The organism is Nonomuraea fastidiosa, assembly GCF_042751225.1.
Classification (GTDB): domain Bacteria; phylum Actinomycetota; class Actinomycetes; order Streptosporangiales; family Streptosporangiaceae; genus Nonomuraea; species Nonomuraea fastidiosa.
In genome coordinates this window covers 4070827-4096431 of the sequence record NZ_CP170570.1, presented here as the reverse complement: position 1 = coordinate 4096431, position 25605 = coordinate 4070827, and the positions used below count along the sequence as shown (strand labels likewise).

Sequence of the window (25605 nt, the reverse complement as noted above, 5' to 3'; positions counted from 1 at the left end):
TGAGTCGACCGAGGAGACGGCACCATGCGGATCATGCTCACCGTGGTCGGCGGGCAGGGCGATCGCGACGTCGTGATCGACGCCGACGACGGGCTCACGGTGGCCGCGCTCAGCGCGGCGCTCGGCGACGAGAAGCCGCTGGCCGACGTCGTACGGCTGCCGCAGGCACGGGCCGCCCATGCGCGGGCACCGTACGCGCCGGTCACGGCGGGCGCCCGCGTGCCCAGGCCGCGCCGGCCAGAACGCTCCGACATGGGGCCGCACGTCCTGTGGCGCGACGCCCGCCCGCTCGACCCGGCCGCCCGGGTCACCGCCGTGCTGCGCGACGGCGACAAGGTCACGCTCGACGCCAGGCTCGCCCGCGCCACGCTGATCGAGGAGCCGGACGGCGTCGCCGAGGTGCGCGTGGTCGGCGGTCCGGCCGCCGGCACCGTGCACCGGCTGGGGCTGGGCGTGCACGTCATCGGCTCCGATCCCATGTGCGCGATGGCGGTGGACGACCCGGCGCTCGCGCCCGAGGCGGTCACCGTGCGGGTGCGGCCGGAGTCGATCACCGTCGAGCCCGCCTGGCGGCCGCCGGGCGAGGCGCCCAGGCTCAAGCTCAAGGGCCGCTGGGCCGAGGAGGTCGCGGAGCTGACCGCGCGGACCGCCGAGCGCGAGGCGGCCGCGCGGTCGGCCGGATACGGCGAGGTCCCCGAGCTGGACGGCCGGCCGCTCACCGAGCCCGTCGAATGGCCCGACCAGGCCGTGCTGACCTGCGGCTCCTCGGTGTTCGTGCTCACCTCGATCGAACCCGCCGACGCGCACCTGGCGCCGCGCGACGAGGGCGGCGTCGCCTACAACCGGCCGCCCAGGCTGCGCAGGCCGGAGCCGCAGCGCACGTTCGTCAAACCGAAGCCGCCCACCAGGAACGAGGGCATGCGGCTGCAGCTCCTCGCCGCGTTCCTGCCCGCCGTGCTCGGCCTGACGCTCGCGATCGCGCTCCAGCAGTGGTACTACCTGCTCGTCGCGTTCATGACGCCGATCATCATGATCGGCCAGTGGTGGAGCGATCGGCGGCACGGCAAGAAGCAGTACAAGAAGGCACTCAAGGAGCACCAGGAGGAGGTGCGGGCGTACGAGGAGGCCGTGGAGCGGGCCCGCGCCGCCGACGAGGCCGCGCGCCGGGCCGACGCGCCCGACCCCGCGCAGGTGCTGCTGACCGCGACGGGGCCGCGCCGGCGGCTGTGGGAGCGCCGCATCCACGACTCCGACGCGCTGCGGCTGCGGGTCGGGCTCGCCGACCTGCCCGCCGACCTGGAGCTGAAGGAGGAGCAGGGCGGGGCCATCGACCCGCCGATCTGCCGGGCGGTGCCGGTGGCGCTGCCGATGCGGCGGCTCGGCGTGGCGGGCGTGACGGGGCCGCGTACGGCGGCGACCGGCCTGGCCTCCTGGCTGATCGCGCAGGCGGCGACCCTGCACAGCCCCCGCGACCTGGCCATCGTGGTGGTGTCGGCGCACGCCGACGCCGAGCGGCGCTGGGGCTGGCTGCGCTGGCTGCCGCACTGCGCGCCGCAGGCGGGCCAGGAGTGCGTGGCGCTGGTCGGCACCGACCCCGAGTCGGCCGCCCGCCGGGTCTCGGAGCTGGCCGCGCTCATCGACGAGCGGCAGAACACCACGATCCCCGAGCTGGGCAAGGTGCCGACCGGCTGGGACGACCTCGGCGGGCCGGAGAAGCCCGCCTTCTCCTCCTACGACGTGCGCCCGTACGACGTGCTGGTGATCCTCGACGGCGCGCAGGTGCTGCGCGGCCTGCCGAACATGCCGCAGGTGCTGCGCCAGGGGCCGCGCTCCGGCGTGTTCACCCTCGCCATCGACGAGGACCAGCGGCTGCTGCCCGAGGAGTGCCAGACGGTGGCCGCCTGCGGCGACGACGGGTTCGTCCATCTGCGCGGCGGCGGCCTCGACGTGATCGGTCCCGTGCTGGCCGACCAGGTCTCGCCCGCCTGGTGCGACCGGCTGGCCAGGGCGCTCGCCCCCATCCGCGACGTGAGCAGGGACGACCCCGGCGGCAACCTGCCGGGCGCGGCCCGCCTGCTCGACCTGATGGGCATGCAGGTCCCCTCGGCGGCCGAGCTGGCCGCCCGGTGGGGCCCGCGCGGCACCACGAAGGCGCTGATCGGGGTGGGCCCTGACGGGCCGTTCTCGGTGGACCTCAAGCTCGACGGCCCGCACGGCCTGATCGCCGGCACCACCGGCGCGGGTAAGTCGGAGCTGCTGCAGACGCTGATCTGCTCGCTGGCGGTGGCCAACCGGCCCGACCAGCTCACGTTCGTGCTCATCGACTACAAGGGCGGCGCGGCCTTCAAGGAGTGCGTACGCCTGCCGCACACGGTCGGCATGGTCACCGACCTGGACGGCCACCTGACCCAGCGGGCGCTCGACTCGCTGGCCGCCGAGCTGCGGCGCAGGGAGCGGCTGCTGAACTCGGCCGGCGCCAAGGACATCGAGGACTACGAGGGGCCCGGCATGCCCCGGCTGGTGCTCATCATCGACGAGTTCGCGGCGCTGGTGGCCGAGCTGCCCGACTTCGTGAACGGCCTGGTGGACATCGCCCGCAGAGGCCGCTCGCTCGGCATCCACCTGATCCTGGCCACCCAGCGGCCCGCGGGCGTGGTGACGGCCGACATCCAGGCCAACACGTCGCTGCGCATCGCGCTGCGGGTGACCGAGCCCGCCGAGTCGGCCGACGTCATCGACGTGCCCGACGCGGCGCACATCTCCAAGTCCACGCCCGGCCGGTGCTACGTACGCTCGGGGGTGGACGCGGCGGTGGCCGTGCAGACCGCCAGGGTCGGCGGGCGCGGCCCCGTGGCGGGCGCGGACGAGGGTGCGGCCCGCGTACGGGTGCTCGACGTGGGCTGGCGCGCGCTCGGCAAGCCGCTGCCGCCGCCACCCCGGCAAGAGGAGGAGGACAACGCGGTCACGGACCTCTCGCTGGTCGCCGACGCGCTCATCGAGGCCGCCGAGCTGGCGGGCGTGCCCAGGCAGCCGAGCCCGTGGCTGGAGCCGCTGCCCGAGCGGTTCGTGCTCGACCTTCCAGAGGACGGGCCGGCGTACGGGCCTGACGAGGAGTTCGAAGAGGTGCGGCCGCTGCCGTTCGGGGTCAGCGACCGGCCGTGGATGCAGGACCGGCAGCCGCTGGCGCTCGACCTCGCGCACGGCGGCCACCTGCTCATCGCCGGCTCGGCGCGCAGCGGGCGCTCGACGGCGCTGCGCACGATCGCGGGCTCGATCGCCGCGTACGCCGCGCCCGAGGACGTGCACGTGCACGCCGTGGACTGCGGCTCGGGCGCGCTGCTGCCGCTGGTGGCCATGCCGCACTGCGGCGCGGTGATCACCCGCGACCAGCTCGACCGGGTGGAACGGCTGCTCAACCGGCTGCGCGACGAGGTCGGCCGCCGCCAGCAGCTCCTCGCCGAGGCCGGGCACGCCTCGCTCGCCGAGTACCGGCAGGCCGGGCACCGGCTGCCGTGGCTGGTGTTCATGCTCGACCGGTGGGAGGGCTTCGTGGCCGCCTTCGAGGGCTACGACTACGGCCGGCTCATCGAGGCGCTGCTGCAGCTGCTGCGCGAGGGCCCGGCCGTGGGGCTGCGCGCGGTGGTCACCAGCGACCGCTCGGGGCTGCTCGGCCAGGTGTCCACGGTCTTCGACGACCGGCTGCTGCTGCGGCTGTCCGACGCCGCCGACTACGGGCTCGCGGGCTTCCCGCTCAAGGGCCTGCCGTCGGTGCTGCCGCCGGGCCGCGCGCTGTCGATGGCCGAGCACGGCATCGTCGAGCACCAGATCGCGCTGCTCGCCGCCGACCCCGCCGGCCCCGCGCAGGTCGGGGCGCTGCAGGCGCTGGCGCGCAAGGCGGGTCCCGCGACCGGGCGGCGCTGGCCGGGCGGGCCGCCGCTGCGGGTGGACGCGCTGCCGCTGCGCATCACCGCCGCGCAGGCGATGGAGCTGGACCCCCAGTTCGGCCCGCCGTCGCCGCTGTGGGCGCTGATCGGCGCGGGCGGCGACGCGCTCGCGCCGATGGGCCTGGACCTGCTGGCCCAGGGGCCCGGCGCGGTGATCGCCGGGCCGTCGCGCTCGGGACGCTCGTCGGTGCTGATGACCGCGGCCCGGTCGCTGATCGCGCGGGGCACGCCGGTCATCGCCGTCGCGCCCAGGCGCAGCCCGCTGCGGGACCTGGAGGGGGCCGTGGCGGTGCTGGACGGCGAGGCGACCGGGCTGCCCGAGCTGGTGGCCGACCTGCACGACTACGTGGTGCTGGTGGACGACGCCGAGCTGGTCAACCCGGACGGGCCGCTGGGCACAGCGCTGGAGGAGGTGCTGCGGACGGGCAGGGACGGCGACCACGGCCTGCTGATCGCGGGGACGACCGGGGATCTCGCGGTGGCGTACCGGGGGTTCGTGGCCGAGACGCGCAAGGCGCGCACCGGGGTGCTGCTCTCGGTGCAGGGGCAGACCGACGGCGACCTGTTCTCGATCAGGCTGCCGCGCGGCGCGACGGGCGGGCCGCAGGGGCGCGGCCTGCTGGTGACGGCGGGGACGATCACGCCGATCCAGGCGGCCCTACCGGACGACTGACCGGCCCGCTCCCCTAAGCCGCCCGGCTTTCCCCACACATATCCCGAAAAATCGACTCATTCCGGTGAACATCCCGCGAAACCGCTAGCCGGGCAGTGATCGGGAATGGCAGGCTTCATTGCCGTGCGTAACAAGATCCTCTTGGCGAGCGCGTGTGCCACCGCCGTGCTCCCCCTCCTCTGGGCGTCCCCCGCGACCGCGTCCACCGCGAGCGCCGGCGTCAAGTACCAGCTGCCCTTCCCCTGTGGCGAGAAGTGGGTGGGCAGCAGCAAGAGCTCGGCTCACACCGCCGGCTACGAGATCGACTTCAACGGCAGCGCGACGGACGGTGACGGCGACCTCGGCCGCACCGTGGTCGCCGCGGCGGCCGGCAAGGTCGTGATGTCGGAGTACCGCACCACCGACGGCTTCGGCAACGTGGTGAAGATCCAGCACTCCGACGGCACGGTCACCCTGTACGCCCACCTCAACAGCCGCTCGGTCGCCAAGGGCGCGACCGTCAAGCAGGGCCAGAAGATCGGCACGGTGGGCAAGACGTCGGCCAAGTACAAGATGGCCGCACACCTGCACTACGAGCTGCGCACCTCCGCCGGCAAAATCATCCCGGCCACCTTCAACGGCACCCGGTTCGGCTACCCGAACCAGACGCTGACCTCGAAGAACTGCGGTGGCGGCGGCACGACCGGCCAGAACCCGAGCATCGGCGGCAACAAGTACACCTCCACCCAGGTCTGCGGCGCGGGCTTCAAGGAGATCGACTCGGCCTCGCTGGGCAACCAGGGCCGCGTCGCGCTGCTCTACTCCGCCTCCACCGGCCAGAACTGCGTGGTCACGCTGCGCAAGAGCAGCTCAGGCAAGGCCACCATGAGCGCCTACCTGGAGGTCAAGGGCAAGAAGCGGCTGGCCGACAAGGGCAGCTTCCAGTACTACGCGGGCCCGGTCCGCGCCAAGGCGCTGCGCACCTGCGTCAAGTGGGGCGGCTCGATCGGCACCGCCAAGTACGACAGCCCGTTCGAGCACTGCGGCTGACGCTCGCGGACGTGGCCCTGCCGTCTCAGCGGTGCCGATGGGGCTGCTGGGACAGCAGGGCCTTTATGCTGAAGCGCGGGATTGTCGCAGGGAGGTGCCGTGCAGACCAAGAAGGACCTGTATCAGGCCCACCGGCTGCAGCAGCAGCGACTCGGCATGGCCCTGTTGCAGGGCGAGCCTGACGTGGCCGAGCCGCCCACCCGGCGGCAGAACGTCGCGACCTTCGGCGGCATCCTCGTCGGGGTGCTGATCACGGCCGTGTTCGGGATCTGGGGCATGATCAAGCCGGGCAACGCCACCAAGCTCACCGATCCCGGGCAGCTGCTGGTCGAGGAGGAGAGCGGCGCCAAGTACATCTACAGCGAGCAGCAGCGCCGCATCCTGCCGGTGGCCAACTACGTCTCGGCGCGGCTGGTGCTCGACTCGCCGGAGATCACGACCAGGACGGTGACCGCGGCCTCGCTGGCCGGCTTCGCACGCGGGCCGCTCATCGGCATCTCCGGCGCGCCCGACTCGCTGCCGGTCAAGGAGAAGCTGGTCAAGGCGCCCTGGTCGGTGTGCGTGGTGGAGGGGCCTGACAAGCTCACCGGGACGAAGTCGTACACGACCCTGGTGGGCGGACAGGACGTCAGCAGCAGGCCGGTCGGCACGGACGCGATGCTGGTCACCGACGGGAAGCAGAACTGGCTCATCTGGGGCGAGCGCCGCATGCGCGTGCCCGCGCACGGCGTGCGGGCGCTGAACGCGCAGCCCAGGAAGGTGCCGACGGCCTGGCTCAACGCGCTGCCCGTCGGCCACGACTTCGACGGCCCGAAGGTGCCGCAGCGCGGCAAGAAGATCCGCAGCGGCGGCAAGGTGGCGGCGACGGTCGGCCAGGTGTTCATGGTGCCGGCCGCGCAGGGCACGCCGGCCCGCTACTACGTGCTGCTCCCCGACGGGCTCGCGCCGATCTCCCAAGCACAGGCCACGCTCCTGCTGGAGAACCCCGAGAGCAAGAAGGCGTACGGCAGGTCCGCCGTCAAGGTCATCACCATCGACGCCGCCTCCGCCAACGCCTCGCCCTCCCGTACGAACGTCATGGACACCTCGCTGCCGCAGACCATGCCGAAGGTGATCGGCGTCTCCGGCTCGGTGCCTCTGTGCATCGTGTACGGCGGCACGGAGTCGGGCTCGCTGGCCACGAAGGTGACGGCGGGCAGCAAGATCCCGATCCCCACCCCGGCGTCCTCGGCCGTGCAGGGCAAGTTCGACCAGATCCTGCTGCCGCCCGGCAGCGCGGTCGTAGCCGGTCTGCTGCCCGGTGAGGGCCAGCTCGACGCGGTGACCAGCTCGATGTCGCTGATCACCGACCAGGGCGTGCGCTACCCGCTGCCATCGGGCGACGTGCTGGGCAAGCTGGGCTACGACGCGGGCGACGTCGCGCCGGTGCCGGCGAGCATCATGCACGCGATTCCTGAGGGACCGGCGCTCGACCCTGCCGCGGCCTGGACGCCCCTGACGCCGGGCAGCAAGTAGGCCGGGCGGCGAAACAAGGCGAGCGGCTGATGCCGGGCGGTGAATGAGACGGGCGCGGGCGGTGAATGAGACGGGCGGCTGAATGAAGCGGCGCGGCGGGCGGGGCTGCCCGCCGCGCGCTCCGGGGCTCCGGCTCAGAAGCCGAACTCGGGGATCGGCGACTTCTTGAGCTCGCTCTGGTCCAGCTCGGCGCCCGGCATGGTGTCGAAGTTCCCCGATGACGGGTTGTACATGGCACCGGCCTCCAGCAGGTTCGGGGTCTCTCCCTTGACGGCCTTCAGGCCCGGAAGGTCGTGCGTGAACTGGCTGTAGGCCACGCTCGCCGCGGTCAGCAGGAGCGAGCCCTTGAGCATGAACTTGCCGTGGTTCTTGAGCAGCTCCATCGCGCTTTTGTGCAGCATCCGCACTCCGAGGAGCGTGTAATTCGTGACGGAGGCGAGAGCGATGGGGTTGACCCGCGAGATCAGCACAGCGGCGGCCATGGCATCAAGAGCGAGGGCGAAGGACGTGAGGACCTGGAGGATGGTCGTGCTCCACTTGGCCGAGGTCTCCAGCGTGTTGCCGGCCGCCTGCCGGTTCCTGTCGAGCTGCTCCAGGTGCTTGTCGAGCACCTCGGCCTTCTCTTTGAAGGTGGCGTAGGACTGGCCCTTCCAGTCCTCCTTGCCGACCTCCTGGACCAGCTTCTTGAGCTCGGCCCGCAGGGTCGCGATGTCGCCGCCGCCGCCCGCGGCCGGCGCCTTGCCGTCGGCCGGCTCCACGCCGACCGGGGTCTTGTCGAGCCACTGGTCCGCGGCCCGCTGCTGCTCGGGCGGGTCCATGTTGAACAGGTGCATGATGGCGACCACCGGCGCCGCGTACGGCATGACGAGCGTGGCCGCCGTGGCGGTGTACAGAGCCCACTTGAACGTGGAGAGCTCCGACTCGTAGGCCATGCCCTTACTCCTCCTCGCTGCGGATGACGGCGGGACCGGCCTCTTCGTCGAAGCCCCAGGTGCTCTCGTCCTCGCTCAGGTACGGGCCGCTCTCACCGGTCTTCTCCTCCCGGTTCCCGGCCGCGGCGCCGCCCATGGGCGGCGGATAGATGGGCATGCCGGAGTTCAGCGCCCTGGAGATGCTGCCCGGCGGTGGCGCGCCGCCCGCCGCGCCACCGCCGGAGCCGCCGAACCCCATGCCGCTCTCGGGATAGAGGCTCGTCCGCGGCATGCCGTTCGTCGTGCGCGGGTCGAAGGCGGTGGCGTCGGGCATGCGCGCCTGGGGGATCTGGTTGGCGAGGTTGCGGTCGATGCCGGCCAGGTCGGTGGGCGACGGCTGGTTGAGCCCCTTGAGATCGGGGCTGTTGAGGTTGGGGGTGTTGAGCGCGGGATTCTGAAGATTGGGATCGTTCAGCCCCGGGGTCTGCAGGTTCGGGTCGTTGAGACCGGGGTTCTGCAGGTTCGGATCGTTCAATCCGGGATTTTGCAGGTTCGGGTCGTTCGGGTCGGGGGTTTGCAGGCGGGGGTCGTTCGGGTCGGGGATGTCGGTGCCGATGTCGTCGAGGTCGCGCCCGCCCTGCGGATCGAGAGCATTGGGGTCGGGCGTCGGCGTGTCGAACCCCTCGGGCATCCCGGTGTCGAACGAATCGGGCATCTTCGGAGACAAGGGCGTCTTGATCCCGCCGGTGTTCAGCCCGCCGCCGACGTTTTTCTTGATCTTGCTGGCCTCCTCGGCGGTCTCACCGTTGGTGGCGATGTCGTTGATCGCCTGCCGCCATGACTCCAGCACCTCCTTGCCCTGCTGGAACGCGTCGGCGGCGGCGTCGCGCACGGACCGGTGCGCCACGTTCAGACCCCCGCCGATCAGGCCGAAGGTGAACGTGTGCATGTCGATCGCCCGAGTCTTGTCGCTCAGGGACTGCATGCTCGGGGCGTAGTCGCCGACGCTCTTCCCCAGCTTCCGCACGCTGGAGTACTTCATGTGGAACTCGGGGTCCTGAGCGGCGGGACCGAACGAGCCGAGCGCGCCCCCCGCATTCCCTAGAGCGGTGGAGAACGGGTCACTTCCGGACGATGAGTTCGACATACGCCCCCTTAGTCACATCGCGCCCAAGACACGTTATCTGGCAAAACAGCACCTTCCACCCCATTGATATGGAAAATTAACGTGATCACGTGCGACCCTAGTGACCGATCTTCACTACTGTGACGACCGTGCCGACAGCGCGCGGTCGGCGGTAGTAAGCCGACCAGCAAGGAAGGGAGAGCCTGTGGGCGCTGAACCGCAGACTCAAGTAAGCCAATCCGATCTCATCGCGGCGGTGCAGCGCATCGAGGACGCGGCGATCCGTCTGCGCGCCATCCAGCGCAACCTCGACAACGCCGGCATCGAGCTCAAGCACAGCTGGGTCGGCCAGTCGGAGGCGGCCTTCGCCGCCGTGCACAGGATCTGGCACGAGCGCTTCGACAAGGTGATGGAGAGCCTGCAGCGGCTGGCTGAGAACATCACGACCAGCAACAAGAACTACGTCCAGTTCAACCAGGAGCGCGAGGAGGCGACCAACAAGATCGCCGCCGCGATCAACGCTGGTTTCAACAGCCGTCTCTGACGCACTCCGGAGGACAACATGCCTGCAGATGACATCTTCGATATCACAAAGGTCAACTTCTCTGGCCTGGGCAAGGGCGAGGAAGCCTTCGCCAAGGCCTTCAACGACATGGTCACCTGCCTCGAAGACCTCGAGCGCGACCTGCTGGCCAAGAGCGCGATCTGGCAGGGCCAGACCAAGACCGTCTTCGACGAGGTCCGCCGGCTCTGGCAGGCCGAGGCCCGCGACATGTCGCAGTTCGTTGACGCGCTCAAGACGAACATCAACGTCACGAACATGAACATGCAGCAGGTCGAGATGATCAACACCCGGATCTTCGACCACAGGTAAGACCCAGGCGTACGTGCCGGGGCCCTGACGAAGGGGGAGCATGGGCACCGATCGTGGAGTGGACCTCAGCAGGCGAGCGATCAAGGCGGCGAAGACGGACCTGCAGGAAGCCCTCGAAAAGCTGGCCCCGGAGAAGACCGGCGGCAAACTGGCCCCGGAGAAGACCGGCGGCAAACTGTCGCCGGTCTTCACGAACACCGGACCGGTCGGCCGGCTGAGCGCGGACACTCATGCCATGTCCGGCTTCTGGCCTGCCGCAATGGGCTTCCAGAGGAGCGCCTACAACGGCATCACAGCGGTCACCAGCGCGTACGCCGGCATCGTCACCCAGCTGGAAGCCGCCATCGAGCTGCTCGATCAGGCCGTGAAGAACTACGACGGCGCCGAGCTGGACAGCTCCCAGCGCTCCAAGTCCATGCAGGTCTGATGGCCGAGCAGCAGTCACCCATCAGGGCGCAGATCGATCAGACGGAGTTCGACGGTGCCACCACGCAGATGGTGCGTGATGCGCTGACCGCGAACAAGCCGGACCTGATCCGCGAGGCGGCCGGTGAGATGATCACCGCCAAGCGGCGCCTCGACGACCTCGTCGAGGTGATCGACCACCACCTGCGCGTGCTGAACGAGCGCTGGACCGTGGGCAAGGACGCCAAGACGGTCAAGAAGGCGCTGCGCAAGCTGCGCGACGCGGCCGCCGACGTGTCCACCACGATCAGCGACCAGCCCGTGAACGCCCAGCAGTGCCCCGCGCACCCCAAGGGCGTCGCCCCCGCGCTCCTGCTACAGGCGCACACGCTTGCCGCCTACAGCGGGAAGAACCTGCCGCAGACGCCCGACCGCGACGTCGACTTCCTTGAGGCCGCCTTCCAGGGAGGAATGACGGGAGCGGGCGTGGGCGCGGCCGTGGGCGCGCTCGCGGGGGGTTTCGGCGCCGGGCCGGGCGCGGTGGTCGGCGCCATCTTCGGCACGGTCGCGGGCGGCGTCACGTCCTTCTTCACCGACGGCCCCTTCGTCAACATCGTCGGAGAGTCCAAGGAGGAGAAGGACAGGAAGCTCGCCAAGGAGCACCTCCGGCTGCTCAGCGAGGCCACCGCGGCCAACAACCAGGTGTTCCCCGCGGAGCTGCGGACCGATATCCCGATCTTCGACGGCCTGCCGACCCCTCTGCCGGACCTCCCGTACGACGTCAGCAACGTCAGGTTCGGCGACCACAAACGGACGGGGCCGGGCATGGACGGCTTCGAAGCCCCTGGTCAGGACGGCCTCTTCGACCCCAGCCGGCACCGGATTCCCGGTTCCTACGGGATCGGCGACCCCGGCAACGGGCAGGACGGCACCGGCCTGGACAGGACCGGGCTCCGCGACGTGAACGTCCCCGACGGCACGGGCCTCGACGGGACAGGGGCGGACGGCACCGGCCAGAACGGCTCCGGGCTCGACGGGACGAACGCGCTCAACGGCGTGAACGTCCCCGACACCAGCGGGCTCGACGGCACCACCGGCCTGCCCGACCCGCCGAGCACCTCGCTCGCGGGCCTGCCGGACCCGTCACAGCTCGGCGCCTACCCCAACCCCAATCTCGGCGGCACCCCCACCACCAACGGGATCGGCAGCGGCTACGTCACCGGGCCCGGCACGGGAGGCGGTGGCGGCTACGGCGGCGCCTTCGGCGGCGTCGGCGCCCCCGGCGGTGCGGCGGCCACGGCCGGCATGCGCGGCCTGGGCGGCGGCATGCCGATGATGCCGTTCCTCCCCGCGGGCGGCCAGAAGCGGGAGGAGCGGAAGAACGAGATGGAGCGGGCCGCGTACGTATGGGATGACGAGGACTACTTCACCAGCGATGTGCCGACCACCGAGGCGCACATCACCGGTGAATCGAAAGGCAGGGCATGAGACCGGTTGACGACGGCGGATCCCCCGTTCCCGAGCTGGAACTGGCCAAGGATTTCCCGGGCATCGAGGACGACGGGCGGGGCCCGTACGTCGACCACACCGAGGTCAGGAAGGTCGTCTCGCGGCTGCGTGAGCAGCTCGGCGCGCTGCGCGGCAACGCGCCCGCGAACATGAGCGCCACCTGGAGCGGCCCCGGCACGATCGGCGAGGTGTCAGGGCTGGGCAACGTCGGCCCCGCCGAGACCGGGTCGTGGGAGGTGGCCAGCAGCTTCGGCTACAACACCGAGCAGGCGTACAAGGTGTTCGGCGGCAGCTACGGGCAGCTCATCGACTACGTCGAGAAGTGGGCCGACGCGGTGGAGCGGGCCATCGCGAACTACGAGAAGGGTCACGCCGACAGCAGTGCGTGAGAAGCGGCAGGGATGAGAAATGGCCGATCAGTGGGAGCCCATCAGGATCTACAGCTACCTGGGTGCCACCAAACCCGACATCAGTGTCACCCGGGAGCGCGTGGTCAGCTACCTGAACGGCACCGACCCCGACAGAATCGAGGCCGCCGGTAAGAGCTACGTCGAAGCGGCCAAGCTGATCAAGGGCGAGGGCGGCGTGCAGGGCGCGCTGATGAAGGCGGCCAAGGACCTGTCCGAGGTGTGGCGCGGCCCGAGTGCCCGGCAGGCGATGAAGGCGCTGCGGCTGCTGCACGCCAGCGCGGGCGCGCTCGGCGATGCCATGCAGAAGACCGGCGAGCCGATGAAGAAGTACGCCGAGCGGGTCAGGCACTACCGCTCGACCGTCCCCGCCCCGGCGGTGGCTCCCGGCCTTGTCAACAGGGGCGTGACAGGTGGGCAGTCCGGCGGCGGCATCGGTACGGACGGCACCGCGCCGCCGCTGATCACGGGCAGCGGCCTGAACGGCGGCTCGTACACGCCGCTGGCACCGCTGGCCGACGAGCAGGCCAGGCGGCATCTGGAGAACCTCAACATCGAGATCGTCGACATCAACCTGCAGATCGCCGAGGGACTGGCCTTCCAGCTCCCGGAGATCACGCCGCTGACGGTGGACACCCAGCCGGCCAAGAAACTGCACGTTCCCGGGGTCACCGACACCTCGGGCAGCGGCGGCGACGGCCGGTGGACCGGCGGGTCCGGGTCGGAGGGCTCGTACGGCACCGGCGGCTCCGGCCACACGGGCGGCTCCGGCAACGGCGGCACGGGCTCCGGCGGCACCGGCGACGGCTCGAACGGCACGGGCACCGGCTCTGACGGCAACGGCGGCACCGGCGACGGCACCACCAAGCCGCAGGACCCGGGTCAGCAGGGCCAGGACGACCCGTCCAACGGCGGCGACCCCACCACCCAGCAGCCGGGCACGGGCGACCAGCAGCAGCAACAGCCCGGCCAGGACCAGCAGCAGCAACCGGGGCAGGAGGAGGCTCCCGCGGTCATCGGCGGCCCCGACAACCAGCGCACGGAGCTGGCGCAGACCCCCACGGCGACCCAGCCGCCGCCCACGACGACCACACCGAACCCGTACACCTCGACGCCGAACCCCTACGTCTCGACGCCGCCCACCATCTTCCCGAACACCCAGCCGCCGGGAAGCACGCCGTACGGCGGCACGGGCGTGGGCCCCTGGTACGGCGGGGGCGGCGCTCCCGCCACCAGCCCGTCGGTGCTGCGCAGCACCCCGGGCAACGGGAACGGTTTCATGGCCTTCCCGCCCGGCGCGATGGGGGCCGGCGGGCAGAACAACAGCGACGAGCACACCAGGGAGTACTACGACTCCGAGGCCGACATCTGGTCGCCCCCGGTGGAGACCAGCCCGGACAAGCTCGGCTGAGCGCTCGGCCGGGCCCTGCGAAGGGCTTGGAGAGCCGGCCCTGCGAAGGGCTTGGAGAGCCGGCCCTGCGAAGGGCTTGGAGAGCCGGCCCTGCGAAGGGCTTGGAGAGCCGGCCCTGCGAAGGGCTTGGAGAGCCGGCCCTGCGAAGGGCTTGGAGAGCCGGCCTCGCGAAGGGCTGAAAGCGGACGGCCGGGCCTCGCAAGGGGCCCGGCCGTCCGGCTCGCGTGAGGTCCGGCGTCCGGCTCGCGTGAGGCCCGGCCGCCGCCCGGTCAGCCCTCCATGCGGTTGCGGATGCGGTCGAGCTCGCCCATCGCGTCCTCGAACATGCGGTTGGCGACCGACTCCGCCCGCCGTACGAGCTCCATCTGGCTCTCGGGGTCGGTGGCGAAGCGCATCGGGTTGTTCTCGCCGAACTCCTCCTCCATCACCTCCGACAGCTGCCGCTGCAGGTCGGCGGCGGCCTCCTCGAAGGCCCGCTTGATGCGCTCGGCCAGCTCGCCTGAGGTCAGGCGCATGGCCTTGGGGTGCAGGATCAGATCCTTCAGCCCCGTCTGGCCCATCTCCACGGTCACCAGGCCGTCCTCGTCCTGCGCGCGGCCCACGAGGCCGCCCAGCGTCTCCTGCAGCGCCGCGACGCGGGCCATCCGGGACTCGGAGTCCTTCACCAGCTGGTCGATGTCGATGCCGCCGAAGTCACTCTCGATCATGCGGTCGTTCAACCCTCTCGTATACGGGATCAGCCGGACAGGCCGCGGATCCAGGTGTAGACGTCGAGCACGCCGAGCGCGAGCGGGAACAGCGCGATGAGCAGGATGACGTCCACGATCTCGCCCGCCCGGCCCCAGAACGGCGACAGCCGCCCGGACGGCAGCCACAGCCCGAGCCCGACGACCAGCATCGACAGCCAGAGCAGCGCCATCACCACGGCCGCCGCGCCGACGGTGCCCGCGCCCGCGCTGAGCGCGACCGCCATCGCGCCAAGCCCGGCGAGCCCGGTGCACAGCAGCCAGAGCCGCTGCCCGAGGCCGCCGAACACGCGGGCGCGCAGCAGCAGCACCAGGCAGAGCACGACGGCCATCGAGCCGGACATCCAGCCGGGCTCGGTGACCAGGAAGATCAGCGCGCCGATCGCGGTCATGGCGATGCCGGCCACCATGCCGGTGGCGTACCGGCTGGCCTGGGCGGTGCGGGCCAGGATGCCCTCGCTGTCGATGCGCTGGTTGTCGGAGCGCAGCTCCTCGGCGTTGGTGGGCAGCGGCGGCAGCGGCACCCTGGCGATCTTGAACGACAGGGTCGGGATGAGCGGGCTGAGCGAGATCAGCACGGTCACGGTCATGGCGGCGGTGCCCGCGGCGGGCACGCCGAACACCATCACCATGGCGGCGGCGATCGCTCCCGCCAGGGCGGCGATGGCCGTGCCGAGGAAGCCCGCCACGCCGTCGGCGACGACCGTGCCGCCGATCGTGGCCACCAGCGCCGTACAGGCCATCGCGGCCAGCAGGTGCGGCGCGCCCACCCCGGACAGCGTGGCGCCGCTCATGAGGCCGTACAGGCCCGCCACGAAGGCGTACGGCAGCGCCGCGTACCCGATGAGCGCGCCGGCCGATGAGTCGCCCACGGCCCGCGACAGCGCCGCGCTGACGCCGATCAGCAGCAGCGCGAGCATGCCGGCCACCACGGTCACGCCCAGCGGCTCGCTGGCCGACAGCATCAGCGCGGGCACGCCGAGCACGAGCAGCACGGTCGCGGCCCCGGCGCCCAGCAGCCTGGTGTGGCGGCCCTCCCACTTGCCGGTGCTCTCCGAGACGCCGGTCGCGACCACGTCGGCCACGTCGTCGTAGAGCGCGGGCGGCAGCGCCGCCTCGCGCGGGCGCAGGTAGAGGATCTCGCCGTCCAGCACGCCCAGCGCGCTCAGCGTCTGCCCGAGGTCGAACGGCGCGCCGCCGAGCCGCTGCAGCACCCAGCCCGGTGCGGCGGCCGCTTCGCCGTCCGCCTCGCCGACCGCGCGCAGCAGGCCGGGCAGCACGTGCGGCAGCGGCACGTCGGCGGGCAGCGCCAGGTCCACCCTGCGGCGCGGCGCGACGATCGTGACGTGGCACAGCGGGGCCAGCGGCGCGTGCGGCCGGGGCTGCCCGCCCTGCCCGACCTGCCCGCCCGGTCCTGCCGGTGGCATGGGCGGCATGGGCGGCACAGGTCGCATCGGCTGCATCGGCTGGTGGGCGAGCGAGGTCACGACCACTCCAGAGGCTGGCTGGCTAAATCCGACATGGCGAACATATAGGGACGGCGTCTCTGGTAAGAAAGTGTCTCAGGTGACAGGAGGGTTGTCCCGCCAGTGAGCATCGTTGTCGTACGGCGGCCAGAACGCCGCCCGAGTCCTCAGCCACCGCGCGGAGAGATCCTTCTGGAGTCGCCGCCCGAGATCCCCGAGGTGCAGCCTGCGGCTTCACCGGCGTCCTGATGTACGTGCCCATGCTGGCCGGCGCCGCCGCCATGGGACTGATGTTCACCGCCGGCGGCAATGCGAACCCCATCATGTACGTGGCCAGCGGCCTGTTCGCCGTCTCCATGGTGGGCATGACGATCGGCCAGCTCGGCCGCAACTCGGGAGAGCGCAAGAACCGGCTCAACGGCCTGCGCCGCGACTACTTCCGCTACCTGTCGCAGATCCGCAAGCGGGTCCGCAAGGCCGCGCTCCAGCAGCGCGAGGCACTGGAGTGGAGCGGCCCGGCACCGGACACGCTGTGGTGGGTGGCCATGGGGCCGCGCCTGTGGGAGCGCAGGCCGCGCGACGACGACTTCGCCACCGTACGCCTGGGCACCGGCGTGCAGAAGCTGGCCGTGCAGCTCGTGCCGCCCGACACCAAGCCGGTCGAAGACCTCGACGCGCTGACCGCGGGCGCGCTGCGCCGCTTCGTCAGGGCGCACTCCACGGTGGCCGGGCTGCCGGTCGCGGTGGCGCTCAACTCGTTCGCCAGGATCCGGCTCACCGGCGAGCCGCGGGCGATGCGCGCCCTGGTCAGGGCCATGATCGCGCAGCTCGTCACCTTCCACTCCCCCGACGACATGCGGGTCATGGTGTGCGCGAGCGGCGAGTGGATGCCGCACTGGGACTGGGTGAAGTGGCTGCCGCACGCGCTGCACCCCGACGAGGTGGACGCGGCGGGCAAGGTGCGGCTCATGGCCGAGAACATGAGCCACCTCGACAAGCTCGTGGGCGACGAGCTGAAGGAGCGGCCCAGGTTCCGGCCGAACGCGGGGGCCGACGCGCTGCCGTACCACGTGGTGATCGTGGACGGCGGGCACGTGCCGCACGACTCGCAGCTCGGCACGGACGCCATCCAGGGCGTCACCGTCATCGACCTGTCGGACGCGACGGGACCGGTCGAGGAGGCCGCCACGCTGCGGCTGGACATCCAGCCCGACGGCTTCCACATGGTGAAGATCGACCACACCGGCAAGCGCACATCGACCCGGCTCGGCGACCCCGACCGCCTCGACTACGCCAGGGCCGAGGGGCTGGCCAGGCAGCTCGCGCCGCTGCGGATCTCGGTCGGCTCCGACGGCGAGACCCAGGACCTGCTGGGCACCAGCATGAACCTCACCGACCTGCTCGGCGTGGGCGACCCGGCGCAGATCCAGCCGGCCGTCACCTGGCAGCCCAGGGCAGGGCGCAACCGGCTGCGGGTGCCGATCGGCATCGGCTCCGACGGCCGCGTGGTCGAGCTGGACATCAAGGAGTCGGCGCAGGGCGGCATGGGCCCGCACGGGCTGGTCATCGGGGCCACCGGTTCAGGAAAGTCGGAGCTGCTGCGCACGCTGGTGCTGGGCCTGGCCATCACGCACTCGTCCGAGATCCTCAACTTCGTCCTCGTCGACTTCAAGGGTGGTGCGACGTTCCTCGGCCTCGAGGGGCTCTCGCACGTCTCGGCGGTCATCACGAACCTTGAGGACGAGCTGCCGCTGGTCGACCGCATGCACGACGCGCTGCACGGCGAGATGGTGCGGCGCCAGGAGCTGCTGCGCGCGGCCGGCAACTTCGCCTCGCTGCGCGACTACGAACGCGCCCGGGAGCAGGGCGCCGACCTGCAGCCGCTGCCGACGCTCTTCATCGTGCTCGACGAGTTCAGCGAGCTGCTCGCGGCCAAGCCCGAGTTCATCGACCTGTTCGTGATGATCGGCCGGCTCGGTCGTTCGCTGGGCGTGCACCTGCTGCTGGCCTCGCAGCGGCTGGAGGAGGGCCGGCTGCGCGGCCTGGACACGCACCTGTCGTACCGGATCGGTCTGCGCACGTTCTCGGCCATGGAGAGCCGGGTCGTGCTGGGCGTGGCCGACGCGTACGAGCTGCCGCCCGCGCCCGGCAACGGCTACCTCAAGTACGACACGACCGGCATGACGCGGTTCAAGGCCGCGTACGTGTCCGGCCCCCACCAGGCCGAGCCCGGCCGGTCCAGCGCATCGGGCGACCAGGCGCCGATCCGCGAGATCGTCGAGTACAGCCCCGCCTACATGCCGCTGCCCGAGGTCCCCGAGCCGGAGGAGCCCGACGACGAGGACGAGACGCCGGAACCGGCCGCCGCGGGCCAGCGCAGCCTGCTCGACGTCGTCGTCTCCCGCCTGACCGGGCACGGGCCGCCCGCGCATCGCATCTGGCTGCCGCCGCTCGCCGAGCCGCCCACCCTGGCGCACCTGCTGCCACCGCTGTCGGTCACCCCCGATTACGGCCTGACCACGACCGGCTGGCAGGGCCGGGGCAGGCTGCACGCCGTCATCGGCATCATCGACAAGCCGTTCGAGCAGCGGCGCGACCCGTACTGGCTGGACATCTCCGGCGCGGCCGGGCACATCGGCGTGGCCGGCGGCACGCAGAGCGGCAAGAGCACGGTGATCCGCACGCTGATCACCGGCATGGCGCTCATGCACACCCCGCGCGAGGTGCAGTTCTACTGCCTCGACTTCGGCGGCGGCGCGCTCGCGTCGCTGGAGGGCCTGCCGCACGTCGGCAGCGTGGCCAACCGGCTCGACGCCGAGCGGGTCCGCCGTACGGTGGCCGAGATCGCCTCTTTGCTGGAGCGGCGCGAGCGCGAGTTCGGCGAGCAGGGCATCGAGTCGATGGCCGCCTACCGCCGCATGCGCCAGGAGGGCAAGATCGAGGGCGACGGCTGGGGCGATGTGTTCCTGGTCGTGGACGGCTGGCTGACGCTCAGGCAGGAGTTCGAGTCGCTGGAGCCGACCATCACCGACCTCGCCGCCCGGGGCCTCGGCTACGGCATCCACCTGGTGGCCGCGACGAACAAGTGGTCGGAGTTCCGGCCCAGCATCCGCGACCTGTTCGGCACCAAGATCGAGCTGAAGCTGGGCGACGCGTACGAGTCGGAGGTCAGCAGGAAGCAGGCGATGGCGGTGCCCGAGGGCACGCCGGGCCGCGGCCTGACCAAGGACGGCTTCCACTTCCTGTCGGCGCTGCCCAGGATCGACGGGGTGCAGAACTCCTCCGACCTGGCCGCCGGCGTGCGGGCGCTGGTGCAGGCCGTACGCGAGTCCTGGCAGGGCCCGTCCGCGCCGCCCGTGCGGCTGCTGCCCGCCGTGCTGCCGGTCTCGGCGCTGCCGAACGACCCCGACCGCATCCCCATCGGCATCGACGAGAACTCGCTGTCGCCGGTGCTGCTCGACTTCGACGCCGACCCGCACTTCGTGGTGTTCGGCGAGAACGAGAGCGGCAAGTCCAACCTGCTGCGGCTCATCTCCGAGCAGCTCGTCAGCAGGAAGCAGCCCAGCGAGGCGATGCTGATCGTCATCGACTACCGGCGCTCGCTGCTCGACTCGGCCGCCACGCCCCACCGCATCGGCTACGCCGCCTCGAGCGCCGCCGCCTCCAGCCTGATCAACGACGCCAAGGACGCGCTGCTCAGCCGCCTGCCCCCGGCCGACCTGACGCCCGAGCAGCTGCGCGACCGGAGCTGGTGGCAGGGCTCCGACCTGTACGTCGTCGTGGACGACTACGACCTCGTCGCGACGTCGGCGAACCCGCTGGGACCGCTGGTCGACCTGCTGCCGCAGGCCCGCGACATCGGCCTGCACCTGGTGCTGTCGCGCCAGATGGGCGGCGCGAGCCGGGCCATGTTCGACCCGGTCATCCAGCGGCTGAAGGACATGGCGACGCCCGCGCTGCTCATGTCGGGCAGCAAGGACGAGGGTTACCTGTTCGGCAACGTACGCCCGCAGCCGCTCCCGCCGGGCCGCGGCTTCCTGGTGGACCGCCGCTTCGGCTCGCGTCTGATGCAGACGGCGTTCCTGGACGCAGAAAGGGGGGCCGACCATGGCCGACCTTGAGATCCACTTCTCCGTGCTGGACCGGTGCCGCACCGCCATCAAGAAGGCGGCAGGCCAGTACCAGGACACGCTGGTCGAGCGTAATCCCGGCGAGCTGACGTACGACGCGAAGGGCGAGATCCGCAACAACCGCACGCCCATCAGCGCCGACACCTTCGGGCACCTGCCCAGCTCGGCGGGGCTCGCGTCGTCCGCCAACGCCGTCTGGAGCGCGCTCATCAGCGAGATGGACGAGGCGCGCAAGAAGCTCGCGGCCACCGAGCGAGGCCTGAGCGAGGTGGAGGAGAACATCCGCCGCGCCCACCGGGCCACCTCGTGAGCGGGAACGCCGTGGGTGATTCCGTGAGCGTCGGGCACCTGCCCGGCGGCGCCGCGCTCGACGAGATGCTGCGCAAGGTGACCGGCTCGCCGGGGTCGATCGACACGATCGCCTCGCAGTGGCGGACCTCGTCGGGCGACGTCCAGGAGTTCGGAGGCGCGCTGGCGTCGGCGGTCCAGAACGTGGCGGACGCCTGGAACGGCCGCTCGGCGGAGGCGTTCGACTCGTACATGCGCGAGTACGGCACGGCCGCGGAGAGCCTGAAGTCGGCGCTGAGCGACTGCGCCGCCTCACTCGGCGAGGCCGCCTCCGCGTTGCGCGAGTCGCACACCGAGATCTCCTCCATCTGCCGCGACCTCAACACGAACGCCGCGAATTACCGCACCCGCTACCTGGCCGATCATCCGGACGCGACCGAGGCGGACATGCGCAGCGGGCTGTCGGCGCTGGTCGAGCGGGCCAAGAAGGACGCCAAGCCGTGGGTGGACTCGGCCGAGGCGGCCGTCTCCAAGGCCAAGCAGGACATCGATCGCCACCTGCGCGACCGCAAGCTGACCTTCCGCGCCATCCCCGACGTCACCAAGCAGGAGTTCGTCGCCGAGAAGGGCCCGAACCTCGACTGGGTCGCCGACCCCGACTACCGGCCCGACGGCGGCGTCTCCGTGCAGGGCGGCCGGGGCGCGCCGGTCACCACCGCTGGGCACTCGGGTGGCTTCTCCGGTTACGGGCCCAGCGGCCCGCCACCTCCCGGCGGCGGCGCCGCGCCGCCCGAGCGGGTCAGGGAGTGGATCGAGGAGGCGGTCAGGATCCTCGCCGCCAGGGGCGTGCCGACGTCCAAGATGAACGTCAACGACATCTGGCTGATCATCCAGCACGAGTCCGGCGGGAACCCGCACGCCATCAACAACTGGGACTCCAACGCGGCCAGGGGCACGCCGTCCAAGGGGCTGATGCAGACGATCGACCCGACGTTCAACGCGTACGCGCTGGACGGGCATCGCAACATCTACGACCCGGTGGACAACATCATCGCGGGCGTGCGGTACGCGATCGCCAGGTACGGGTCCGTCTCGAACGTGCCCGGTGTGGTGAACACCAAGAACGGCCTGGGCTACGTGGGCTACTGACCCCTGCGTGTTCCTGGCGACGGGACGCGCCCTGGACACCATGACGCCCCCTGGCCGGTCGCTCACCGGCCCAGGGGGCGTCACCGTCAGGAGTGGCGTCAGTTGCAGTTGGCCCAGTCGCTGCTCGACCTGCCCGAGCCGACGTAACCGGAGATGCGCACGCACTTGCCCTTGGCGCTCACCTTCACCGGCCCCGCGTAGTACTCGAAGTTGCCGTTGTCGGACTGGGTGCCGCCGCCCTGCGCCTCGAGCGTGACGCCGGTCGGGGTGCTCTTGCCGACGTCCGCCGTCTTGATGGTGACCGCGCAGTTCTGGCCGGTGCTGTTGTTCCAGAGCTGGTACGTCACACCGCCGGAGAACGAGATCGACCGCTGCACCGAGAACCCGGAGCCGCACACCTGCGTGGCCGTGTACGGGTTCTTGACCGGCGTGGACGGCTTCGCCGTGGTCTTCGTCGGCGCCGGCTTGGCCGTCGTCCTGGTCGGCTCCGGCTCGGGCTCAGGCTGCCGCGTCGGCTGGACCGGCTTCCTGGTCGGCGTCTTGGTCGGCGTCTGGGTGACGGTCTTGGTCGGCGTCGGCTGCACCGTCTTGGTGACGGTCGCCCGCGGCTTGGCCGTCTGCGTGGCCGTACGCTTCTTCGTCGGCTGTGCCCGCTGCGTCACCGTCACCGGCGGCTGCGTCGGAATCGTGACCGGCTGCGACGGCAGCGGGGCCGGGGTGGTCGGCGCCGAGGTCAGCTCGGGCACGTCAGGCGTGGCCGACGACCACTCGGTGGGCAGCACGAGCGGGCCCACGTCGTTGGGATCGCCGCTGGCCGCCCACGGGACGGTGGCCTCGGCGGTCGCCTGCGGGTTCCCGGGGCCGCCGGTGCTCTGCGGCGCAGGGGGCGTCGTGGTGGCGGTGGGCGTGGGGATGGCGTCGCTGTTCGCCTGCTGCGCCACCAGGGACGGGTCGACCTGCTGGAGGCGTACGTACCGGTTGGCGCCCCACAGGCCCACGGCGGAGACCAGCGCCACCGTGGCGACACCCGCGATCAGCCCCAGCGGCAGCCCCCTGCGCGGAGCGGGCGACGCGGGCTTTTCGATCCTGATCTGGGCGGGCGGCTGCGGCGGGTCGGACTCCGGCGGCCCCCACATGGTGGCCTCGGGCGTGGCGGGATGGCCCTGGTGGCCCTGGGCGTGCACGTGCGGCTCCAGCCCGCCTGGGCCGGGCATGCCCGGCCCGGCCTGCGGCGGCACGTTCGGCGGGCCCTGCATGGGCGAGCCGTGCATCGGCGGCATGGGCGGGCCCTGCTGCGCTCCCTGGGGCGGCGGGCCCTGCATCGGCGGCCCCTGAAGGGGACCGGCCTGGGCGGGCACGTGCGGCGGCATCGGCGGACCCTGCGGGTGGCCCTGCGGCGGCACCGGCATCGGGCCGCCCTGACCGTGCGGCGGACCCTGGTACCGGCCCTGCGCAGGCATGCCCTGCATCGGGGGGCGGGCGATCGGCACGCCCTCAAGCGGCGGGCCGTCGGGGGCCGGCCGGGGCGCGGGCGGCTGGGGCGCCTCCGCGCCGGGCTTGCCCTTGCCGGCTGCAGGCGGCTGCTGCGGCCCACCCGCCGCAGGCGCCTCCGCCCCACTCGCCGCAGGCGCGTCCGGCTTGGCGGCCGCAGGCTGCTGCGCCCCGCTGACCGGAGGCGTCCCCGGCTTGCTTGCCGCAGGCTCCTCCGCCCCACTCGCCGCAGGCGTCCCCGGCTGACCCGCCGAAGGCGACCCCGGCCCGTTCGCCGCAGGCGGCTTCTCGTTCGGTGCGGACTCGGGGGACTTGGCGGTGGCCGCCTTGGTCGCATCCGCGGCGACTCCGGCGGCCGCCGCAGACGCGGACTTGGGCTTGGCGGCCGAGGCCGGCTTCGAGCCGTTCGGGGCGGGGGCGTCGCCGAGTACCTGCATGAGCGCGCTGTACGTGGTCGGCCGGTCCCCGACCTCCTTGGTCAGGGCCGACAGCAGGACCCGGCGCAGCGGCTCGGCCTCGATGGCCACGTCGGGCTCGCCGTTCAGCGTCGCTTCCTCGTCGGCGAACGGCGGGCGCCCGGTGCCGGCGTACACGATGGTGGCGGCCCAGGCGAAGACGTCGGCGTAGGGGCCGTACTCGAGGCCCTTGAGCTGCTCGGGAGCCTGGTAGGCGGGGTCGCCGGCGGGGTCGCCGATGGCGGCGTCGGTGACGCGCGGCCCGTCGGGGCTGAGGATCACGTTGTGCGGGGTGAGGGCGCGGTGCGCCAGGCCGGCGAGGTGCACGGCGGACAGCGCAGTCAGTACGCCGACGGCCACGCGTTCGAGCGCGTCGCCCTTCAGCGGCTCGCCGCCGGCGACGGTCTCGGCCAGGCTCTTGCCTTCGACGTACTCGCGCACGATGTACGGCCGGTCGCCGAGGTAACCGGCGTCGAGCACTCTCGCCACGTACGAGCTGGAGACCCGCTTGACCCCGAGGTACCGGTCGAGCTCGCGCTCGGAGTCAGGCTCGGCGGGGAGCAGCTTGATGGCGACCTTGGGCGCGTCCTCGGACTCATGCCCGAGGAAGACCTCCCCTCTCGGCCCCTCTCCCAGCAGCCCGACAATGCTGAAAGCGCCGATCCGCTCTGGATCCCCAGGGCGCAAAGGGTGCATGCCCGAACCTTTCACCAGCAAAGCATGATTGATCACATTGAACCAGATCCGTCACATCAGCATCAGGCGTTTCGGACGCTGGTCAACAAAACGCAGTGCCGTTTTCTTGCAATCGCAGTCATCAGGCCGACAACTTCAGCGCGGTAATGCGGAGGATCGCGGCCGCAACAGCGCCCTGACGGCACCTCGCCCAGCGCGCCGATCGCGCCTCAGCCGTACGCCCCACTCGCGATCACGTCGAACGTCCGGGACGCCATCCCCTCCTGCGCCCCATCGGAACCACCACCCGCAACGCCAGCACCAGCAGCGCCAGCCCCACCGCGCAGACCGCGATGACCACGGCCAGCTCGATCGCCTTGTGGTCGACGGGCGCGGCCTTGGTGACGGCGCTGCTCGGGAGCGGGCTCGGCGGTGGCGGCGCGACGACGGGCGCGTTCTCTGGCTCGAACGGCAGGACCGCGCTCACCGCCTGCATCGGGTTGACCATGCCGGCCCCCTTGCCCGCGCCGGTGGCGCCGTCGGCGGTGGCGATGATGCGCCGGCGTACCTGCGCCTGGTCGAGCGTGGGATAGCGGGCCCTGACGAGCGCGACGACGCCCGCCACGTACGGCGCCGCGTAGCTCGTACCGTCGAGCCCCTTGAAGTAGGAACGGCCGGGCCAGGTCGAGACGAGGTTCTGGCCCGGCCCGAGCACCGACACGGGCGTCTCTTTGTTGGAGAACTCGCTCAGGGCGCCGTCCGGCCCCGCCGCGCCCACCGCGAGCACGCCGTCGTAGCTGGCCGGATAGGCGGGCGAGGGCGTGCCGTCCCTGCGGGATACGTTGCCGGCCGCGGCGACGATGACCGCGTCCTTGGCGAGCGCGTACCGTACGGCCGCTTCGAGCGCGGGGTGGTCGAGGGTCTTGCTCGACACGTTGATGACCTTGGCGCCCTGGTCGGCGGCGGCCTTGATGCCCTTGATCAGGAGCTCGGTCTTGCCGTCGGTCTCGGAGTCGGTGAACTTGTACGACAGCAGCCGCACTCCGGGGGCCATGCCGTGGAACAGCACGCCCCTGACGTACTGGGCGCCGATGATGCCCGCGACGGCGGTGCCGTGGCCGACGCAGTCGTTGTAGCCGGAGCCGACGAGGTCGGCCTTGCCGGCCAGGCGGAGCTGCGGATGGGTGAGATCGACGCCGGTGTCGATGACCGCGACGGTGACGTTCGCACCGGTGGACAGCGACCAGACGCGTTTGGGGTCGAGCCGCTTCTGTGCCCAGGACTCGCCGACCTCGACCGTGCCCCTGGGCGGGTTGCACCGGTCGGGGGCCGCGACGGCGGGAACGAGCGGAGCCTGCAGGGCGAGCATGCTGGCCAGGAGGGCGCGACCAATCATGGAGA

18 protein-coding genes are annotated in these 25605 nt (G+C 71.7%); 12 read left to right on the top strand and 6 right to left on the bottom strand.

Annotated features, from left to right (window positions below; genetic code table 11):
- The first annotated feature begins 24 nt into the window (after positions 1-24).
- The 3 genes from ACFMQL_RS18925 (at position 25) to eccB (ending at position 7161) form a co-directional block, all read left to right on the top strand.
- On the top strand, positions 25-4617 hold the full coding sequence (locus ACFMQL_RS18925; RefSeq protein ID WP_364059920.1) for an FtsK/SpoIIIE domain-containing protein: 4593 nt from the start codon (positions 25-27) through the stop codon (positions 4615-4617).
- Positions 4618-4740: 123 nt separating this feature from the next.
- A complete protein-coding gene (locus tag ACFMQL_RS18920) occupies positions 4741-5646 on the top strand; it encodes a M23 family metallopeptidase (RefSeq protein WP_364059917.1) in 906 nt (301 codons plus the stop codon).
- 99 nt (positions 5647-5745) lie between these two features.
- Positions 5746-7161, top strand: a complete 1416-nt coding sequence (gene eccB, locus ACFMQL_RS18915; RefSeq protein WP_378786275.1) for a type VII secretion protein EccB — start codon at positions 5746-5748, stop codon at positions 7159-7161.
- 134 nt (positions 7162-7295) lie between these two features.
- On the opposite strand, the gene ACFMQL_RS18910 is transcribed toward eccB, so the two are convergent.
- Complete coding sequence (locus ACFMQL_RS18910; RefSeq protein WP_364059911.1) at positions 7296-8093, bottom strand: hypothetical protein; 798 nt, start codon at positions 8091-8093, stop codon at positions 7296-7298.
- Positions 8094-8097: 4 nt separating this feature from the next.
- Positions 8098-9219 carry a hypothetical protein gene (locus ACFMQL_RS18905; protein WP_364059908.1) on the bottom strand — a complete coding sequence of 374 codons (1122 nt, stop codon included), beginning with the start codon at positions 9217-9219 and terminating at the stop codon, positions 8098-8100.
- A 100-nt stretch (positions 9220-9319) separates the two neighbouring features.
- On the opposite strand from ACFMQL_RS18905, the gene ACFMQL_RS18900 reads away from it, so the two are divergent.
- The 6 genes from ACFMQL_RS18900 to ACFMQL_RS18875 are packed head-to-tail and all read left to right on the top strand — an operon-like array spanning position 9320 to position 13804.
- Positions 9320-9742, top strand: coding sequence for a WXG100 family type VII secretion target (locus tag ACFMQL_RS18900; RefSeq protein ID WP_364059905.1), 423 nt, complete (start codon positions 9320-9322; stop codon positions 9740-9742).
- A gap of 18 nt (positions 9743-9760) precedes the next feature.
- Positions 9761-10072, top strand: a complete 312-nt coding sequence (locus ACFMQL_RS18895; RefSeq protein ID WP_364059902.1) for a WXG100 family type VII secretion target — start codon at positions 9761-9763, stop codon at positions 10070-10072.
- A 40-nt stretch (positions 10073-10112) separates the two neighbouring features.
- Entirely contained in the window at positions 10113-10499 is a 387-nt protein-coding gene (locus ACFMQL_RS18890) for a hypothetical protein (RefSeq protein ID WP_364059899.1), read from the top strand.
- On the top strand, positions 10499-11965 hold the full coding sequence (locus ACFMQL_RS18885; protein WP_364059896.1) for a hypothetical protein: 1467 nt from the start codon (positions 10499-10501) through the stop codon (positions 11963-11965). The genes ACFMQL_RS18890 and ACFMQL_RS18885 overlap by 1 nt, the downstream gene beginning before the upstream one ends.
- Positions 11962-12375: a hypothetical protein gene (locus tag ACFMQL_RS18880; RefSeq protein WP_378786274.1), complete on the top strand. Its 414-nt coding sequence runs from the start codon at positions 11962-11964 to the stop codon at positions 12373-12375. Before ACFMQL_RS18885 ends, ACFMQL_RS18880 begins: the two co-directional genes overlap by 4 nt.
- 19 nt (positions 12376-12394) lie before the next feature.
- Positions 12395-13804, top strand: coding sequence for a hypothetical protein (locus ACFMQL_RS18875; protein ID WP_364059890.1), 1410 nt, complete (start codon positions 12395-12397; stop codon positions 13802-13804).
- Between the two features lie 269 nt (positions 13805-14073).
- On the opposite strand, the gene ACFMQL_RS18870 is transcribed toward ACFMQL_RS18875, so the two are convergent.
- The gene (locus tag ACFMQL_RS18870) at positions 14074-14511 is read right to left on the bottom strand and encodes a YbaB/EbfC family nucleoid-associated protein (protein ID WP_364059887.1); all 438 of its coding nucleotides are present in this window, start codon (positions 14509-14511) and stop codon (positions 14074-14076) included.
- A gap of 29 nt (positions 14512-14540) precedes the next feature.
- Positions 14541-16037 (bottom strand): type VII secretion integral membrane protein EccD, encoded by a 1497-nt coding sequence (gene eccD, locus ACFMQL_RS18865; protein ID WP_378786271.1) that lies wholly within the window; start codon positions 16035-16037, stop codon positions 14541-14543.
- A gap of 227 nt (positions 16038-16264) precedes the next feature.
- Here eccD and eccCa point away from each other — a divergent pair, with 227 nt between their 5' ends.
- The 3 genes from eccCa to ACFMQL_RS18850 are packed head-to-tail and all read left to right on the top strand — an operon-like array spanning position 16265 to position 21583.
- Positions 16265-20137: a type VII secretion protein EccCa gene (gene eccCa / locus ACFMQL_RS18860; protein WP_378786269.1), complete on the top strand. Its 3873-nt coding sequence runs from the start codon at positions 16265-16267 to the stop codon at positions 20135-20137.
- The gene (locus ACFMQL_RS18855) at positions 20124-20456 is read left to right on the top strand and encodes a hypothetical protein (protein WP_364059878.1); all 333 of its coding nucleotides are present in this window, start codon (positions 20124-20126) and stop codon (positions 20454-20456) included. Before eccCa ends, ACFMQL_RS18855 begins: the two co-directional genes overlap by 14 nt.
- A 23-nt stretch (positions 20457-20479) precedes the next feature.
- Positions 20480-21583: a WXG100 family type VII secretion target gene (locus ACFMQL_RS18850; protein WP_364059875.1), complete on the top strand. Its 1104-nt coding sequence runs from the start codon at positions 20480-20482 to the stop codon at positions 21581-21583.
- A gap of 98 nt (positions 21584-21681) precedes the next feature.
- Here ACFMQL_RS18850 and ACFMQL_RS18845 read toward each other — a convergent pair whose 3' ends face one another.
- Together ACFMQL_RS18845 and mycP are read right to left on the bottom strand one after the other, a co-directional pair.
- On the bottom strand, positions 21682-24225 hold the full coding sequence (locus ACFMQL_RS18845; protein ID WP_378786267.1) for a protein kinase: 2544 nt from the start codon (positions 24223-24225) through the stop codon (positions 21682-21684).
- Between the two features lie 232 nt (positions 24226-24457).
- Positions 24458-25600, bottom strand: coding sequence for a type VII secretion-associated serine protease mycosin (mycP, locus tag ACFMQL_RS18840; protein ID WP_364059869.1), 1143 nt, complete (start codon positions 25598-25600; stop codon positions 24458-24460).
- Between the last annotated feature and the right edge of the window lie 5 nt (positions 25601-25605).